Source organism: Neorhizobium sp. T25_27, from assembly GCF_002968565.1.
Taxonomy (GTDB): domain Bacteria; phylum Pseudomonadota; class Alphaproteobacteria; order Rhizobiales; family Rhizobiaceae; genus Neorhizobium; species Neorhizobium tomejilense.
Genome location: NZ_PVBJ01000001.1, coordinates 76,910 through 92,882 on the forward strand (window position 1 = coordinate 76,910; position 15,973 = coordinate 92,882).

22 protein-coding genes are annotated in these 15,973 nt (G+C 61.2%); 9 read left to right on the forward strand and 13 right to left on the reverse strand.

Going from position 1 to position 15,973, the window contains the following annotated elements:
• Window positions 1-45: 45 nt before the first annotated feature.
• Both C5J24_RS00395 and C5J24_RS00400 read left to right on the forward strand, forming a co-directional pair.
• Entirely contained in the window at window positions 46-324 is a 279-nt protein-coding gene (locus C5J24_RS00395) for a type II toxin-antitoxin system RelE/ParE family toxin (RefSeq protein ID WP_105414751.1), read from the forward strand.
• Window positions 325-337: 13 nt separating this feature from the next.
• Window positions 338-622, forward strand: a complete 285-nt coding sequence (locus C5J24_RS00400) for a HigA family addiction module antitoxin (protein WP_105400899.1) — start codon at window positions 338-340, stop codon at window positions 620-622.
• 65 nt (window positions 623-687) lie between these two features.
• Here C5J24_RS00400 and C5J24_RS00405 read toward each other — a convergent pair whose 3' ends face one another.
• The 6 genes from C5J24_RS00405 to C5J24_RS00425 all read right to left on the reverse strand — a co-directional run bounded on the left by C5J24_RS00405 (window position 688) and on the right by C5J24_RS00425 (window position 4,923).
• Window positions 688-1,071, reverse strand: a complete 384-nt coding sequence (locus C5J24_RS00405; RefSeq protein ID WP_105414753.1) for an ACT domain-containing protein — start codon at window positions 1,069-1,071, stop codon at window positions 688-690.
• A gap of 91 nt (window positions 1,072-1,162) precedes the next feature.
• Window positions 1,163-2,065 carry an RNA polymerase sigma factor RpoH gene (gene rpoH, locus C5J24_RS00410; protein WP_046666717.1) on the reverse strand — a complete coding sequence of 301 codons (903 nt, stop codon included), beginning with the start codon at window positions 2,063-2,065 and terminating at the stop codon, window positions 1,163-1,165.
• Window positions 2,066-2,336: 271 nt separating this feature from the next.
• Window positions 2,337-2,642 (reverse strand): DUF1127 domain-containing protein, encoded by a 306-nt coding sequence (locus C5J24_RS00415; protein ID WP_245437347.1) that lies wholly within the window; start codon window positions 2,640-2,642, stop codon window positions 2,337-2,339.
• Between the two features lie 99 nt (window positions 2,643-2,741).
• Complete coding sequence (locus C5J24_RS31685) at window positions 2,742-2,903, reverse strand: hypothetical protein (RefSeq protein ID WP_172716939.1); 162 nt, start codon at window positions 2,901-2,903, stop codon at window positions 2,742-2,744.
• 93 nt (window positions 2,904-2,996) lie between these two features.
• Window positions 2,997-3,830, reverse strand: coding sequence for an AraC family transcriptional regulator (locus tag C5J24_RS00420; RefSeq protein WP_105414755.1), 834 nt, complete (start codon window positions 3,828-3,830; stop codon window positions 2,997-2,999).
• Window positions 3,831-3,900: 70 nt separating this feature from the next.
• Entirely contained in the window at window positions 3,901-4,923 is a 1,023-nt protein-coding gene (locus tag C5J24_RS00425) for an RluA family pseudouridine synthase (protein ID WP_105414757.1), read from the reverse strand.
• A 45-nt stretch (window positions 4,924-4,968) separates the two neighbouring features.
• Between C5J24_RS00425 and C5J24_RS00430 the strand changes: the two genes are divergently transcribed.
• Together C5J24_RS00430 and C5J24_RS00435 are read left to right on the forward strand one after the other, a co-directional pair.
• Window positions 4,969-5,355 (forward strand): hypothetical protein, encoded by a 387-nt coding sequence (locus tag C5J24_RS00430; RefSeq protein ID WP_037076826.1) that lies wholly within the window; start codon window positions 4,969-4,971, stop codon window positions 5,353-5,355.
• Window positions 5,355-6,191, forward strand: a complete 837-nt coding sequence (locus C5J24_RS00435) for an RNA methyltransferase (protein WP_105414759.1) — start codon at window positions 5,355-5,357, stop codon at window positions 6,189-6,191. The genes C5J24_RS00430 and C5J24_RS00435 overlap by 1 nt, the downstream gene beginning before the upstream one ends.
• A gap of 5 nt (window positions 6,192-6,196) precedes the next feature.
• Here the strand turns inward: C5J24_RS00435 and C5J24_RS00440 are convergent, their stop codons facing one another.
• Entirely contained in the window at window positions 6,197-7,402 is a 1,206-nt protein-coding gene (locus C5J24_RS00440; RefSeq protein WP_105414761.1) for a hypothetical protein, read from the reverse strand.
• 158 nt (window positions 7,403-7,560) lie between these two features.
• Window positions 7,561-8,163: a DUF1134 domain-containing protein gene (locus tag C5J24_RS00445; RefSeq protein WP_371412573.1), complete on the reverse strand. Its 603-nt coding sequence runs from the start codon at window positions 8,161-8,163 to the stop codon at window positions 7,561-7,563.
• A gap of 184 nt (window positions 8,164-8,347) precedes the next feature.
• On the opposite strand from C5J24_RS00445, the gene chpT reads away from it, so the two are divergent.
• Window positions 8,348-8,995: a histidine phosphotransferase ChpT gene (gene chpT / locus C5J24_RS00450; protein ID WP_046603646.1), complete on the forward strand. Its 648-nt coding sequence runs from the start codon at window positions 8,348-8,350 to the stop codon at window positions 8,993-8,995.
• Window positions 8,996-9,099: 104 nt separating this feature from the next.
• Window positions 9,100-9,462, forward strand: a complete 363-nt coding sequence (locus C5J24_RS00455) for a PleD family two-component system response regulator (protein WP_105400322.1) — start codon at window positions 9,100-9,102, stop codon at window positions 9,460-9,462.
• Between the two features lie 145 nt (window positions 9,463-9,607).
• Here C5J24_RS00455 and ctrA read toward each other — a convergent pair whose 3' ends face one another.
• Complete coding sequence (gene ctrA, locus C5J24_RS00460) at window positions 9,608-10,306, reverse strand: response regulator transcription factor CtrA (protein ID WP_007769464.1); 699 nt, start codon at window positions 10,304-10,306, stop codon at window positions 9,608-9,610.
• 423 nt (window positions 10,307-10,729) lie between these two features.
• Between ctrA and C5J24_RS00465 the strand changes: the two genes are divergently transcribed.
• Window positions 10,730-11,080 carry a hypothetical protein gene (locus C5J24_RS00465; RefSeq protein WP_046603647.1) on the forward strand — a complete coding sequence of 117 codons (351 nt, stop codon included), beginning with the start codon at window positions 10,730-10,732 and terminating at the stop codon, window positions 11,078-11,080.
• A 120-nt stretch (window positions 11,081-11,200) separates the two neighbouring features.
• On the opposite strand, the gene C5J24_RS00470 is transcribed toward C5J24_RS00465, so the two are convergent.
• The gene (locus tag C5J24_RS00470) at window positions 11,201-11,479 is read right to left on the reverse strand and encodes a GNAT family N-acetyltransferase (RefSeq protein WP_105414763.1); all 279 of its coding nucleotides are present in this window, start codon (window positions 11,477-11,479) and stop codon (window positions 11,201-11,203) included.
• 107 nt (window positions 11,480-11,586) lie between these two features.
• Between C5J24_RS00470 and C5J24_RS00475 the strand changes: the two genes are divergently transcribed.
• The gene (locus C5J24_RS00475) at window positions 11,587-12,039 is read left to right on the forward strand and encodes a paraquat-inducible protein A (protein WP_105414765.1); all 453 of its coding nucleotides are present in this window, start codon (window positions 11,587-11,589) and stop codon (window positions 12,037-12,039) included.
• Between the two features lie 91 nt (window positions 12,040-12,130).
• On the opposite strand, the gene C5J24_RS00480 is transcribed toward C5J24_RS00475, so the two are convergent.
• From C5J24_RS00480 to C5J24_RS00490, 3 genes are all read right to left on the reverse strand, one after another.
• On the reverse strand, window positions 12,131-12,406 hold the full coding sequence (locus tag C5J24_RS00480) for a DUF1153 domain-containing protein (RefSeq protein ID WP_105414767.1): 276 nt from the start codon (window positions 12,404-12,406) through the stop codon (window positions 12,131-12,133).
• 195 nt (window positions 12,407-12,601) lie between these two features.
• Window positions 12,602-13,324 carry a sugar transferase gene (locus C5J24_RS00485; protein WP_371673463.1) on the reverse strand — a complete coding sequence of 241 codons (723 nt, stop codon included), beginning with the start codon at window positions 13,322-13,324 and terminating at the stop codon, window positions 12,602-12,604.
• A 127-nt stretch (window positions 13,325-13,451) separates the two neighbouring features.
• Window positions 13,452-14,483: a DUF2793 domain-containing protein gene (locus tag C5J24_RS00490; protein ID WP_105414769.1), complete on the reverse strand. Its 1,032-nt coding sequence runs from the start codon at window positions 14,481-14,483 to the stop codon at window positions 13,452-13,454.
• Window positions 14,484-14,720: 237 nt separating this feature from the next.
• Here C5J24_RS00490 and C5J24_RS00495 point away from each other — a divergent pair, with 237 nt between their 5' ends.
• On the forward strand, window positions 14,721-15,971 hold the full coding sequence (locus tag C5J24_RS00495; protein ID WP_105414771.1) for a sarcosine oxidase subunit beta family protein: 1,251 nt from the start codon (window positions 14,721-14,723) through the stop codon (window positions 15,969-15,971).
• Window positions 15,972-15,973: the final 2 nt, after the last annotated feature.

Genomic DNA, 15,973 nt, shown 5'->3' on the forward strand with positions numbered 1-15,973 from the left:
TGCGGACGAGATTGACGTACTACGCTGAGCGTAGTACGTTCATCCATGATCAAGTCGTGGGCGAATAGTTCTACCCGCCGCTTTGCCGAGGACGGCAAAGCCAAGTTTTCGGGGATGGACGAAGAGGCCGCGATCGAGTTGCTGGCGGCGCTCCACGCGGCATCGTCCCTCAACGATCTCAGCCCATTAAGGTCCGTCGGCCTTCACAAACTTTCCGGAAGTCGGTCAGGGCAGTGGGCAATGACGATCAACGGGCCGTGGCGAATCTGCTTCACGTTCAGGGATGGAGATGCCTGGGATGTGGAGATCGTCGATTATCATTAGGAAGGATATGCAGATGATGGCAGTTCATCCTGGTCGCATTTTGAAACGCGAACTGACCGCGCGCAGTCTGTCGGCCAACCAGCTCGCCCTTTCACTCCGCCTGCCTTCAGGGCGGATCACCGACATCCTCAACGGAAAGCGTGGCATTTCTCCCGATACGGCCCTGAGACTGGCGCGGTATTTTGGAAACACCGCTCGTTTCTGGCTCGATCTGCAGACGGCCTATGAGCTTGCTCTTGCCGAACGGGAAAATGGCGCCCGGATCGCGGAAGAGGTCAAGCCGTCCGAAGCAGCCTGACGTTCCGGGCAGTGTAGCCGACCGGCTTCTTGCACCACACATGCCAGACCGTGGTTTTGTATCGCCTAGAGAAGCGTATGGCCGGCCGCCTGCAGCAGTTCGCGGGCCTTCGGTTCGTCGGCCGTTTTGACCAGCAGGTGGTCGCCGTCGAATGTGGAGACCACGAAAATGCCGATGCCGTTTTCCGAAAGCGGCCGGATCACCGAGAGCACGATGCCGGTTTCTCCGAACGCGAACGGCCCCTGGAACTTGTAGCAGGTCCAGCCGCCGTCCTGTTTGATGCCGGAAGGCACACGCTCCTCGCGGCAGACGATGGAGAGTTCATCCTCGGTGCGGCTGATGCTGACGAAACCTTCGCCATCCGCCCATGCGGGAATGCGGTCGGCGGGTTCAAACCTGGCGATGGCATAGCTGCCTGCGAGTTTCCTGAGCGTGATCTGCGCTGCCATCCCTGCTTCTCCATTTCCAGTCCAACGGATGCCAGATAAAGAAAAAGGGCCGCCGAAGCAGCCCCTTTTATATCGTCTGCGTCGCGCGTGATTACGCGTCGACGACGCGCAGGGCGTTCGCCTGGGCGAGCGCTTCCTTCTGAACGGCCTCCTGCACCTTTTCGAAGGCGCGGACTTCGATCTGACGGACGCGTTCGCGGCTGATGTCGAACTCGGACGACAGTTCTTCGAGGGTCACCGGATCGTCGGCAAGACGACGGGCTTCGAAGATGCGGCGTTCGCGGTCATTCAGCACGCTCAGGGCCTTGGCCAGCATGCGGCGGCGCGTATCGAGCTCGTCCTGCTCGATCAGCACGGCTTCCTGGCTTTCGTGGTCGTCCACCAGCCAATCCTGCCACTGGCCGGATTCGCCTTCGGTGGCGCGGATCGGTGCATTCAGAGAAGCGTCGCCTGAAAGGCGGCGGTTCATGGAAACCACTTCCTCCTCGGAGACGTTCAGCTTCGTGGCGATTTCAGCCACCTGGTCGGGCTTCAGATCACCTTCGTCGATCGCCTGGATCTTGCCCTTCAACCGGCGCAGGTTGAAGAACAGCCGTTTCTGGTTGGCGGTGGTGCCCATTTTCACGAGCGACCACGAGCGCAGGATGTATTCCTGGATCGAGGCCTTGATCCACCACATCGCATAGGTCGCCAAACGGAAGCCGCGTTCCGGATCGAACTTCTTGACGGCCTGCATCAGGCCGACGTTACCTTCGGACACGACTTCGCCGATGGGCAGGCCATAACCGCGATAACCCATGGCGATCTTTGCCACGAGACGCAGGTGGCTGGTGACCAGTTTGTGGGCCGCATCCCGGTCGGCATGTTCGGCATACCGTTTCGCCAGCATGTATTCCTGCTGCGGTTCCAGCATGGGAAACTTGCGGATTTCGTCGAGATAGCGGTTGAGGCCGGCTTCGCCGGCGGTAATGGAAGGCAGAGTGTTGCGGGCCATAAAGCACCCCTTTCCGATCTATATATCGGCTCCCTTTTTGATCTTGCTGTACATGCTGAAGGCGAGCCAAGCGGCGCAGGTCATTTTCGACCCCACACCGACCCAAATGACAGATAAGTACGGCAGAACAGTGATTCAAGTCATCACAGAAGCGTTATATCATTACAATATCGTAATATACAGCGCCATGGTTTGACACGCCGGGAAGCAAGACAATTGTGATCGCCCGGGATTCCAGTAGTGTATCTTTGCCCCACCCATCTCCGCCGGGTCAGGGGCATTTGCGTTCCAGCCCATGGGCGTTGGAGCGGCGGTAGCGGCTGATATCGCCATAAGCCTGGCTGCGCGAGACGCCGATATCCTTCAACTGATCGTCGGTCAACTCCAGCATCGCCAGACGGTTGTGGCGCTGCCGAATTTTTCTCACGATAGTTGCGACCATCTGGCGCAAGGGCGATCGCTTGGCCGATGCATCGTCGACGGCGAGCGGCTGGCATGCCGCTGCGGGCGGCAGTTCCATGACAAGGTGATAGCGTTCCGATGCGCGGTCAAAGACCGCCCGGTTCTCGTTCTTCATGATCTTTCTCCTGAAGGGGGGCCGGCCAAATGCGCGCGGCTGGTGTCCAGGAGGCGGGCGGCTGGCGCCCGCCTCGATGTCGGTTACCGGTGCTGATTTTTACTTGCTGGCTGCCTGGGCCGTGCGGGTCGCGACTTCCGCTTCCCGCAGCGCTTCGGCGCATTCCTCGCAGCAGACTTCAACCGTCTTGCCGCCGATCTTCACGGCGATCCGGGTCGAATCGAGTTCGCAGTCGCAGGCGGCGCAGGTGTTCTCTTTCATGGTGGCATCTCCCGATGTTGATCTTGCGGGAAGAAGAAAAGCATTTTGGCGGGGGCTTCCGCTGTCAAAATCTTTAGCGACTTTTGCGCTCTTCTATCTCAAGCCCGCAAAGCGCTGGAATTCCGCCGGCGTCCGCCCATAAGCGTGGCGAAAAGCCGACGAGAAGTGGCTGTGGCTGGAAAAGCCGAGTTCCAACCCAAGCTCGGTCAGGTCGTCATAGGTGCCGAGCAGATCGAGTGCTCGCGCCAGCCGCAGGCGAAGCTGGTAGCGGTAGAGCGGCGTGCCCTCCACCTGCTGGAAGACCTGGGTGAGATAGACCGGCGAGACGCCGGTTTCACCGGCAATCTCGGCGAGCGTCCAGCGGCGGGCGAGATCGGAGGAGAGGGCGAGCTTGGCACGGTCCACCAGCTTCTGGCGGCCGGTGCTGGCGGTCGCGGCGCGGGCGGTCCTGACGCCGACGGAGCGGCGCACCAGCGTCATGGCCAGCGTTTCGGCTTCCAGCGTCTCGGCGGCGCCGCGCATCAGGCTGTGGCGCAGCAGCGCTACCAGCGCCTGGGCTCGTTCATCGATCCTGAGACGCTGCTTGTTGAAGACGAAGCGCGATCCCTTGGGATTGCGGTGCTCGGCCGGGACCAGTTCCTCCAGCATCGCCTCCGGCACGTCCATGCTCAGGCAGGAATCGCCGCCTTCGACCGGGTGGCTGATCTGGTAAGCCTCGTCGCAGTTGAAGAACAGGACCTGATTGGCTTCCGCCACCGTGTCGTCGCTGCCGACATGACGCATGAAGACACCCCGATAGGGGAAGACGAGGCTGGTCGCATGGGAGCATTCCTCGCCGCTGCGATGCCGGCATTCGCCGTTGCACACGACGTCGCGGACCTTGATCAGGTCCGTGTCGAGGAGCTTTCTGACGGCGAGCTGGCTCATGGAGCGCCTTGGGATGCCTCGTGAATGTCGAGAGTTATATACTCTTCGACAATGCCTCAGGCCACCCGTTTCATGCCTTCAGCGCTTCGATCAGCTCCGCCATGTCGTCGGGCATCGGAGCTTCGAATTCCATCACCTCGCCGGTGCGGGGATGCTCGAAGGCGAGCAGGAAGGCGTGCAGCGCCTGGCGCGGAAAACGGTTGACGACGCCCTTGGCGAAATCCGGCAGCAGGTTTGCCTTGGTCTTGAAGCCGGCCGAATAATCCTGGTCGCCGATCAGCGGATGGCCGATATGGGCCATGTGGACGCGTATCTGGTGGGTACGGCCGGTCTCCAGCCGGCATTCGATCAGCGCGGCGAGTGCGGTTGCATCCGGCTTTTCGTGGAAACGTTCGATCACCTGGTAATGGGTGATGGCCTCGCGGGCGTCGCTGCTGTCTTCCTTCTGCACGGCGCGTTTGGTGCGGTCTCCGGCACGGCCGAGCGGCGCGTCGATCGTGCCCTTCAGGCCGCGTGGACGGCCCCAGACGACCGCCTGATAGGCGCGCTCCAGTGGACCCGAGCGCCCGTGGTCGGCGAACTGGTCGGCAAGGTGGCGGTGGGCGATGTCGTTCTTGGCGGCGACCATGACGCCGCTCGTATCCTTATCGAGCCGGTGGACGATGCCGGGACGCTTGACGCCGCCGATGCCCGAAAGGCTCGCGCCGCAATGATGGATCAGCGCGTTGACCAGCGTGCCGGTCCAGTTGCCGGCGCCCGGATGCACGACGAGGCCGGCGGGCTTGGCGATGACGATCAGGTCGGCATCCTCGTAGAGAACCTGGAGCGGGATGTCCTCGCCCTTGGGCTCCGGATCCTCGGGTTCCGGAAGATCGATCTCGACGGTGTCGCCGGCATTGATCTTCTTCTTCGGCTCGGTGACCGGCTTGCCGTTGAGGCTGACGGCGCCCTGTTCGATCAGCGCCTTGATCCGGTTTCGCGAAAATTCACCGTCCAGCACAGAGGTCAGCCAGGCATCCAACCGTCCTTCGGCCTCGTCGGAGGCGGTGAGGACTTTCCTTGCACGCTCGGCTTCTTTAAAGGGATCGTTCATTCAATCATTCCGATAACATTCGACAAGAACAAGGACGCCGCCCTCATGCCCCAACCCGAGATCGAGGAACAGGAAGAGCCGCTTGATCCGGCAATGGAGAAAATCCGCCGGAAGATGGTGCTTCTGATACTCGTTTCGGGCGGGATCTTGTTCGTGTGCTTTATGGCGGTCCTTGGCGCCATTGTCTACAAGGTCACGCAGCGGCCTGCCACGCCCGGGACGATCGCTTCGACAGGCGGGTTCTCGGTGCCCGCCGGCCAGCCGCTTGCGGCAACTGCGGAACTGCCCGCCGGCTTCGTCGTGCAGGGCGTATCCCTCTCCGGCAGCCAGATCCTGTTCTATGGACTGCTGACTGGCGACCAGAAGGTCTTGATCTACGATATCGCTGCCGGCCGCATCGTCGCCGATGTGACGGTGGCGATACCGCAATAATGGCGCCGATCCGCATCGATGACGCGGACGATCCGCGGATCGCCGAATTCCGGTCAATCCGCGAGCGGGACCTCACCGGGCGGGAAGGGCGGTTCATCGCGGAAGGAACCGTGGTGCTCAGGATGCTCGCCACCGCACATGGTTCCGGCGGCGATTTTCTGACCGAGAAGATCCTGCTGCTCGAAAACCGGGTTGCGGGGCTTGCCGAGATACTCGCAGGTTTTCCGGCAGACATTCCGGTCTACGTGGCCTCGGCCGCGGTGCTCGATCAGATTGCCGGTTTCCACCTGCATCGCGGCGTGCTGGCGCTTGGACGCCGCCGGCAGGAGAGGACAGCCGCCGAGCTGATTGCCGTGTTGCCGGAGAAGGCGCTGGTGGTCGCGGCCTTCGGCATTTCCAATCACGACAATATCGGTTCCATCTTCCGCAACGCCGCAGCCTTCGGCGCCGATGCGGTGCTGCTCGACCAGGGCTGCTGCGACCCGCTCTACCGCAAGTCGCTGCGCGTTTCCGTTGGAGCAGTTTTGTCGGTGCCCTATGCCCGGCACGGCACGATGACGGATATCCTGGCCGTGCTGATGGAGAAGGGTTTTGCCGTCTGGGGGCTTTCGCCCGCGGGTTCCGTGGAAATCCGGGATGTACCGCCTTCAGAGCGTATGGTGCTGATCACCGGAACGGAGGGCGAGGGACTGCCGGCGCACGTCCTCAGCCGCATCCGATCGGCCAGGATCGCCCAGGCGCCGGGTCTCGACAGCCTCAATGCAGCGACGGCGACCGGCATCGCGCTCTACGAGATCGCCATGGCCCAAGGTCGCCTATCTCAGGGCAGGTTATAGAAGTCTCAGGTGTTTGCGTCCTGGCTGGTCGCGAGCGTCTTCTTCGATCTCGCGGCCAGGCTTTCCCGGTTGCTGTTTCCGGATTTGCCGGACAGGATCTTGAAGATCGGTGAGCCGGAACCTTCGGACGCTGCCGTCAAGGCCACCATGCTGGCGGCTATGGAGGCCAGTTCCTGGCGAATGGCGTCGTCGCTGCCGCTGCCCTTCGCCAGGCGTTCGGAGAGCGCCGCTGCCCGGCTGCGGGCGTCTTCAGCCATTCCGGCGACGATGGGATCGACATCCGGTTGCCCGGAAACCCGGGCTTGTCTCGGAGGCGGGGCGTGCGGAATTTCGCGCAGGTTGATGTCCTCCGGAGTGATCTTCTTTCTCGGCGTCGATTTTATCACTGGGCGGACAGCCGTCGAATCGCGAAGGGCGCGACTGGAATCGCGTGCTTCGGCGCTGGCGCCTTTCAGCTTGTCCCGCAGTCGGCCGATCTCGGCAAGCCGGCGTTCCAGCGCCGTCTCCCTGTCGGCACGGTCGGCGATCTCCTTGGCAAGCTTGTCCTCGAGCCGCTGGACGCGATGCTCTTCCTGGGCGAGCCGTGCCTCGGCATCCTTGGCGCGGGCAGTCTGCTGCCGGACGTCGTTGCGCAGCGTATCCCGTTCGTCGCGCAAGGCGGTGACGCGGAATTTGAGGTTCTCTACCTCCGTGTCGCGGGTGGAAAGATCGATCCGGAAATTGTCGGCGTCGGCGATCAGCAGGAGCTGGCGCTGCTGCAGCTTCTCGATCTCCAGATCCTTGGCGGCGACGGTTTGCTCGGCGGTTTCGAGCGCCGCCTTCAACTGCTGGATATAGCTGTCTTCCTGACGCAGGCGCGAACGGGCGTCGGCAGCCTCGACATCCATGGTGTCGATCTGGGCACGCAGGTCGGTGATTTCGGACAGCAACTGCGTAGCTTCCTCGGCCAGCCTGTCGCTCTTGATCTGCAGCGCGACCGCCTTGTCCCTTTCCTGGACGAGTTCCTGCTTGGTGCGGGCATTCTCGGCCGCATAGACGGCGCGGGCCATGTCCCGCTGGGCGCGGACTTCCTGCGGGCTGATCGGCAGCGTCGCCTTGATGCGGTTTTCTGTGTAGCGCACGATGCGATTGTGGACCGCCGGTGCAACCAGCATCACCGCAAGCGCGGCGCTCAGGAAACCCAAGCCGAACAGAAGAGCAAACTGGATCACGATGAGGCCGTTTCGCGGTCTGGATGGGAATGCACAGGCCGTTTAAGCATGGTCACATTCAACCGGCAAGCGCCCTTCAGGCGGAAGGCCGGATTACCGGCCGCTGTGGCGCAAAACATGAATTCCCCTCCGTTGTCCGGAGAGGAGAATGGCGAATTTCAGAAAGGGTTCCAGGTCGGCGACTGGGTGAGCTTCAGATAACCGACGTTGATGCCGAGGCGGGCACCGAGGCCGGTGCGAATCGGCACGAGAATCATGTTGTTGTTGCGCAGCACCGTCATGCCGACGCCGGCGACCACGAAGGCGGAGCCCGACACGCCGCCGAAGCGGGCATAGAGGCTGTTCACCGAGGGAAGGTCGTAGACCAGCATCATCGCGCGGGTGCCTTGGCCGCCGTAGTCGATGCCGAGCGAAGGGCCCTGCCAGAAGACCGGGTGCTGTCCGGCGTTCTTCGTGTAGAGCTCGCCCTCGCCATAGGTCAGGCCGGCGATGAACGCGCCCGAGCCTTCCTGGCCGAGGATATAGCCGTTCGGCAGGCCATATTGCGAAAAGGCGTTTTCCACAACCTTTGCAAGGCCGCCGCTGGTGGAGCCGAAGAAGCCGTGGCCGGCATCGACGATTTCCTGGGCGGAATATTGGTTGGAGCGCTGCTGGGCGGCTGCCGGGCCTGCAAAGACCGCCACGGCTGCGATCACGGCAAACACCGTCGCTGCGAAACGGGCGAGGGCGGAAGGGGTGTGGATGCGCATTGTCAGATCCATGATTGTATCATCCAGGGGCACGCCTTTTGCATCATGCTTAAGGCCCGGCCATTTTGAAGCCATGATCTTAATAATCGGTTTACCAAATATGGTGTCATTATGGCCAGGAACATTGCTACATCCTCGCGCAACCTTCAGATGGCAAGGCGAATACGGGGGGAGCATTCCCAAACAGGAGACCTACATGCCGAAGAATCCGAATCTTACCCTTGCCGGGCCAGATCTCGCGGCACTTCTGTGCAGCCGTGTCTGCCATGACGTGATCTCCCCGGTCGGCGCGATCAACAACGGCCTTGAGCTTCTCGACGAGGGCGCGGCCGACGGCGACGCGCTCGACCTCATCCGCACCTCGGCCCTGAACGCCTCGGTACGTCTCAAGTTCGCGCGGCTCGCCTTCGGTGCTTCCGGCTCGGTCGGCGCCTCGATCGACACGGGCGAGGCCGAGAAGGCCGCCAAGGATTTCGCCATTGCCGAAAAGAAGACCGAGGTCACCTGGAACGGCCCGCGGGCGATCATCGCCAAGAATCGCGTCAAGCTGCTCCTCAACCTCTTCCTGGTCGCCTATGCGGGCATTCCCCGCGGCGGCTCGATGGACGTGACGCTGGAAAATCCGGAATACGACGCGAAATTCATCCTCACCATCAAGGGACGGATGATGCGCGTGCCGGCCAAGTTCGTCGAGATCGCCAGCGGCACTCTCGAAGAGCCGATCGATGCTCATTCGATCCAGCCCTATTACACGGTGCTGCTCGCGGAAGAGTCCGGCATGGAACTGAGCCATGTGGTTTCTGAAGACAAGATCGTTTTCATCGCCGAGACCGTGGCGGCTTGAGACGATCTGCGGTTGTTTGGCGTCCAAGGGTAACTATTCATTAGTGCCGTCCCCTTAATGATGGATGCTCGGAACCAGAGAGGGTTCAGCGTCAGGGGGATACGATGCAGCGTTTAATGATTGCCGACGGATCGGACATCGTACGCACGGTCGGAAAGCGAATCCTGTCGGAACTGGGCTTCCTCGTGATCGAGGCCGACACTGCGCGCGAGGCGGCGACGCGCTGCAATGCCGAGCTTCCCAATTTCCTGATCGTCGATGCAGCGCTGGAAGGCGCGCTTGAACTGATCGGCACCATCCGTGCGATGCCGAACGGCAAGAGCATCCGCATCTTCTATTGCGTCATCGAAGCGGACCTGAAGAAGATGATGGCCGGCAAGCGCGCCGGTGCGGACGATTTCCTGCTGAAGCCGTTCGATCGCAAGATCCTGACTTCGGTCTTCTCGGCCCTGGCGCAGGCCGCCTGATTTTCAAAGCCGATACATCCACTCGACTAGCGGCAGCCTGCATGATTGCCGACTTGCGTTTCGTTTTGGGTCCGCAGGCGGATTAAAACAAAACGTCCGCCTGGCAGCCAGGCGGACGTTTTCGATAAGGGGATTTTCAGGCAGCTCAGGCGGTTTCGGCGTATTCCGCCTCCGGTTCGCGCAGCACGTAGCCGCGGCCCCAGACGGTTTCGATATAGTTTGCGCCGCCGGCGGCATTGGCGAGCTTCTTGCGCAGCTTGCAGATGAAGACGTCGATGATCTTCAGTTCCGGCTCGTCCATACCGCCGTAAAGGTGGTTCAGGAACATTTCCTTGGTGAGCGTGGTACCCTTGCGGAGCGAGAGCAGCTCCAGCATCTGGTATTCCTTGCCCGTCAGGTGAACGCGCTGGCCGCCGACTTCGACGGTCTTGGCGTCGAGATTGACGATCAGTTCGCCGGTGACGATGATCGACTGAGCGTGACCCTTGGAACGGCGGACGATCGCATGGATGCGAGCGACCAGTTCATCCTTGTGGAAGGGCTTGGTCATGTAGTCGTCGGCGCCGAAACCGAGACCACGGACTTTGTCTTCGATGCCGGCCATGCCGGACAGGATGAGGATCGGTGTTTTGACCTTCGAAAGCCTCAGAGTGCGAAGCACTTCATAGCCCGACATGTCGGGCAGGTTAAGGTCGAGGAGAATGATATCATAATCGTAAAGCTTGCCGAGGTCGACGCCTTCCTCACCGAGGTCAGTCGTATAGACGTTGAAGCTTTCCGATTTCAGCATTAGCTCGATGCTCTGGGCAGTCGCGCTGTCATCTTCGATGAGTAGAACCCGCATATTTTTCCCCTTTACCGCCGCGTAAGGTATCTTTGCCCCCTTACTCGATACGGATCCAGACTGAGCCTGATTTGGAAGCTGCCACTAAATGGTTAACAAATTATGATTCAACCTGGCAAGGTTCATGATTTCGTTAAGCAAGATTAGTAGCAACCTGTTTTCCCTTCAAGTTTGGCCATCACCAGGATTGAATCCGCGGATGAGGAAATTCCGCTAAGTGATTCATTCGACTCATACATTGTCGCGGCCAATTTAGGCCCTGGCATTTACCGACCCTTAAACGATCCGGTTTATCATTAATGATGCCCGTAAACGAAAGGTTAACGCGAGCCTTAATTTATTAACGCCGCGAGAATTTTTTGATCCTGAGTGTACCAATCCGGATACACGGGCCTGGGTCTCGCTATCCACGGAGTATTGCGTATGAAGTCGCGTGACAGCATGGTTCGCCTGAAAAGCTTTCAGGTCACCGAAAAGCGCCGTCAACTGCAGCAATTGCAGATGATGATGGCCGAATTCGAGAGAATGTCTAAAGAACTCGAGCACCAGATCACTCTGGAAGAGAAGAAATCCGGTATTACCGACCGGAATCACTTCGCTTATCCAACCTTCGCAAAGGCTGCCCGCCAGCGCGCGGACAATCTTCAGGTCTCGATTCGCGAGCTGAAGGTCCAGGAGGAAAGCGCCGAACTGGCGCTCGAGGAAGCGGAAGCGGAATTCGCCAAGGCTTCGGCGCTCGAAGAGCGCGATGGCGGAATGCGCGCCCGGGCTTAACAAAGTCGGGCGGCATCATCGACGGAAATGTCATAATCTGGGGCGGTGCCGCGGTGCCAGGCCCCATTTCCGTATTTTTGGCTCTCGTTAACGTTTGTGATTCGGGTTCGGCATCCCGTGTTAACGAAGGATATCCTGCCAGTCGGGATGGCGTTCCGCCTGCGCCTTGAAGAACGGGCAGAGCGGGATGATCTTCCAGCCGCCCTTGCGGGCTTCTTCGACCGCATGCAGGGCCAGCGCCTGGCCGACGCCCTTGCCGCGAAGCGCATCCGGAACCCCGGTATGATCAACGATGACAAGTTCCGGAGATGCGCGCGAATAAGTCATTTCGGCAAAATGACCTTCGACCTCGGCGACATAACGACCGCCCGACCGTGTCTCTTCCAAAGTAATATTCATGATGGTCCTGCTTTTGTCCGTTCGCCGATGGTGTAATACGGGGAGGGCCGAAGGGAAATAGCCAAGGCTGCCCCACCGAGGGTGACACATCGTCAACGGAGAAAGCGATGAACTGGCTGCGGCCGCTTCTTCTCGCGCTGGCCGCGATCTTTCTGGCGCTCGGGCTCTTTTTGCCGATCATCCGGCTCGAGCGGCTCTATTTCTTCAGCGAAACGCCGTCCCTGCTGGAACTCGTCGCGGCGCTTTTCCAGGAGGGAGACCTGGCGCTGTCGCTGGTGGTCGGGCTGTTTTCGATCGTTTTTCCGATCGTCAAGCTGGCGGGGCTGGCGGCGCAGCTTTCCGGACGGGCGGCGGAGGCAGGATTTTTCCGCCGCGCGATGCCGCATCTTTCGAAATGGTCGATGATGGACGTGATGCTGGTGGCGATCGTGGTGTTTGCGGCAAAGAGCAGCGGCCTGGCTGTTGCGGTCTCGCAGCCGGGCCTCTGGTTCTACGCTGCTTCAGCCGTCATCGCCGGGCTTCTGCCGTCGCTGTCCCGGATCGGATCCGGGCAGAATTGAGCCGTCTTTCAGAAGCCGAAAGGTGCCGTTGCGTTCGTTGCAGCGGCACCTTTTGGTTTCCGGTGCGGGCTTGACGCCCACGAATTCGGCGTCAGTGGCGATATTGCTGGATGCGTGTGGTGCGCAGACCGGCCAAGCCATGATCGTTGATGGAGGACTGCCAGGACAGGAATTCCTCGACGGTAAGCGTGTAACGGTCGCAGGCTTCTTCCAAGCTCAACAGGCCGCCGCGAACCGCGGCTACCACCTCTGCCTTGCGCCGGATGACCCAGCGGCGCGTATTGGCCGGCGGCAGGTCGGCGATCGTCAGGGGGCTGCCATCGGGGCCGATGACATATTTTACTCGGGGACGTATCATTTCGGTCATTGGACTCTCTACACAACGCAAGACCACGCCGGTGAGCCTAGCTGCCCAGTTTTAATATTTGACTAAACAGGCAGCAGCATTTGTTCCCACTACGGCAACAATCGCGCTGCGTGTCCTAAGGCAGGACGAAAAACGCTCATTTGTGCAGGAAAAGAAGGGGTTTCGGCGATTGGGCCGTCGCTCGAAAGCGGCCGGTCAGAAGCCTTTGCCGCCCCGAAATTCGGCGAGCAGCGTGCCGAGCATGATGCGCAGATCGAGGAAAATGGAGAAATTGTCGATGTAATAGAGGTCGCATGCGATACGGGCGCGCGCCTTGCCGGGGCGGTCCGTCGGTCCGCGAAGACCGCGCATCTGGGCCAAGCCGGTCATGCCCGGCCGCATCGAATGGCGGCGATGATAATCCGCAACCAGGCTCTCGTAAGGGATGCCGGCCGCCAGCATGTCGATCGCGTGACAGCGCGGGCCGACCAGCGACATGTCACCTTTCAGGACATTCAGCAACTGCGGCAGTTCGTCGACATTGGCCTTGCGGATGAGGGCGCCGACGCGGGTGATGCGCGGATCGTCCCTGACCGTCTGGGCTATCCCCCGCGCATCGCCGAGATTGGTGCGCATCGAACGGAACTTGTAGACCCGGAACCTGCGACCGCCCTTGCCCCAGCGCATCTGGGTGAAGAGCGCCGGCCCGTCGCTGTCAATGCGGATCGCCAACGCGACGAGCAGCATCAGAGGCAGGAGCAGGATCAGTGCGGAAAGCGAGACGCCGATGTCGATCGCCCGCTTTGCCGCGAACTGGGTTCGAAGGCTGGGGCTGGATTTACGGGGTAAACCCGAATGCCGGAGGAGGATTGGCGGCGGCTCGATGCGCCAGCCGCTCGACCCGTCGGTGGTGTCGTCATGCAGATCAGGAACACTCAAAACCAGCCACCCCACCCCACGCCCGACGCCCTGAGGGCGGCCGCAACTCTTGATAGAATACCTCTCGTCCGGAGTCATCAGCCAAGTTAACCATACGTTAAGGATGAATATAATTTAGAAGTTGCTGTTATTGCAGCATTGCCAAAGATAATTCTGTTTTTCCAGCGCCCAATTCCAGTTGTGCCGTTCCGGCATGCCCGAGCGTCAGGTAATCCCCCGCGGAAAAGGAAAAGATTCCCGTTGCGGACTGCATTTGTGCTCCACCGGCGGCGCCATTCGTCAGAATAAGTGTCTGCGTTGCATTGAGCATCAGGCTGGCCGCATGGCCGGACGAGGAGAACACCGCGAGATTGAGCGCGACGAGGTACACGCCGTCGGCCGGCACCACGAGCCGGTTGCCCCCGCCGTCGATCGCAGCGCCCAGCGAAAAGCCGCCGCGGTCGAGCGCAAGCGTGGTGAAGCCGCTCTGCTGGCCGGCGGTCGGGGTGAAACTCGTGCCGGTGCGGTAAGCGCGGGCGGCCGGCTGGTTGGGTTGCGAGACATGGCCGCTGGGCGAGATCGACAGCCCGGTCTTCCATGTCGTCCCGTCGCTGACCTTGATCGAGAACTCGGTGTTGCCGGCCAGGCCCATTTCCGCATGACCCGTCCAGTTCGACTGGAAGAGCAGCGAGGCCGTGTCGGTGGATGCGGCCTTGTTGACCTTGATCTGGTGGCCGTTGCCGGCGTGGTTGAACAGGCTTGCCGGGGAGGCGAGCGTGAGGCGGTTGGTGCTGTCGGGCGTTGCATTGATGCCGAGCTCGTCGACGCGGCCGATGGCGGGCAGGGGGATGTCCTGCCAGAGCGTGCCCGAGAACACCTTGAGCTTTTCGGAAGCGGCGAACCAGGCCCGCCAGCCGACGCGCGGGATCAGGAATGCCCAGTAGCCGTCCTGCCAGGAAGCGACACGTCCCGCCTTGCCGGCCCAGGCCCCGGTCGCTCCGGTCGCCACCAGATAACAGGCGCCTTCTTCGGATGCGCCCGGCGGGTTCTCGAGTGCCGCGGTGATCGTCAGATGCACCAGCGCGTCGAGCCGCAGCAGCGCCTCGTTGTGGGTCACGTGTTTCTGCGCCTGCGAAGGCAGGATGAAGGGCATGTTCAGATTTGCGGTCGTATCGGCCATAGCTGTCTCCGTTCGGTCGCCCGGAGTCTAAGGCCGATGGCGGAGACGGGGAGGCGGAAGCGGCCAAGCCTTTGAAAAGCCTGAAGCGGTTCTTGAGAAACATGCTCGCCTCGACACGCCGTGCCTTTGGCGCAACGCCTGCGCGTTTCGTCGCGTGCGGGCTTTTCGATGTCCTGATTGCGCTTGTCCTTTGTCTCGCATATGCGAATGTGAGCGCGGCGAGAGACAGGGAAAAGCATGCGTTATTCGGCCTATTCGATCTTCAAGGAAGCGCTGTCCGGCAACCGGATGTGGAAGCCGGCCTGGCGCGAACCGCAGCCGAAGCCGCATTACGACGTCATCATCGTCGGCGGCGGCGGGCACGGGCTGGCGACCGCCTATTACCTGGCCAAGGAATTCGGCATCACCAATGTCGCTGTGCTCGAAAAGGGCTATCTCGGGTCGGGCAATGTCGGGCGCAACACGACGATCATTCGCTCCAACTACCTGCTCGAAGGCAACAACCCGTTCTACGAATTTTCGCTGAAGCTGTGGGAAGGGCTGGAGCGGGATTTCAACTACAACGCGATGGTCTCCCAGCGTGGAATGCTCAATCTCTTTCATTCCGACGGCCAGCGGGATCACTACGCGCGCAAGGGCAACGGCATGCGTATCCACGGCATCGACGCCGAACTGCTCGACCGCGAGCAGGTGCGCAGAAAAGCGCCCTATCTGAATTTCGACCACGCCCGTTTCCCGATCATGGGGGCGCTCTACCAGAAGCGCGCCGGTACCGTGCGGCACGATGCTGTCGCCTGGGGTTACGGCCGTGGGGCGGACGCTCGCGGCGTCGATCTGATCCAGCATTGCGAGGTGACCGGCATCCGCCGCGAAAACGGTCTCGTCACCGGTGTCGAGACGACCAGGGGTTTCATCGGCTGCAACAAGCTGGCGCTCGCTGCCGCCGGCAACACGACGACTGTCGGGCGGATGGCCGATCTGGAACTGCCGATCGAATCGCATGTGCTGCAGGCCTTCGTCTCGGAAGGGCTGAAGCCGGTGGTCGACCATGTGATCACCTATGGCGCCGGCCATTTCTACATATCGCAGTCGGACAAGGGCGGATTGGTGTTCGGGGCCGAGATCGACTTCTATTCCTCCTATGCGCAGCGCGGCAATCTGGCGACCGTCGAGCACACGATGGAGGAGGGGGTGTCGCTGATCCCCGGCCTCTCGCGTGCCAAGGTGCTCAGAAGCTGGGGCGGCGTCATGGACATGTCGATGGACGGATCGCCGATCATCGACCGCACCCCGATCGACAATCTCTATCTGAACTGCGGCTGGTGTTACGGCGGCTTCAAGGCGACGCCGGCCTCCGGTTTCTGTTTCGCCCACCTGATCGCCAAGAACGAGACGCACCACGTCACCCGCTTCATGCGGCTCGACCGGTTCGAGCGCGGCTACACGATCGACGAAGCGGGCCGCGGCCCCCAGCCGAACCTTCACTGAGC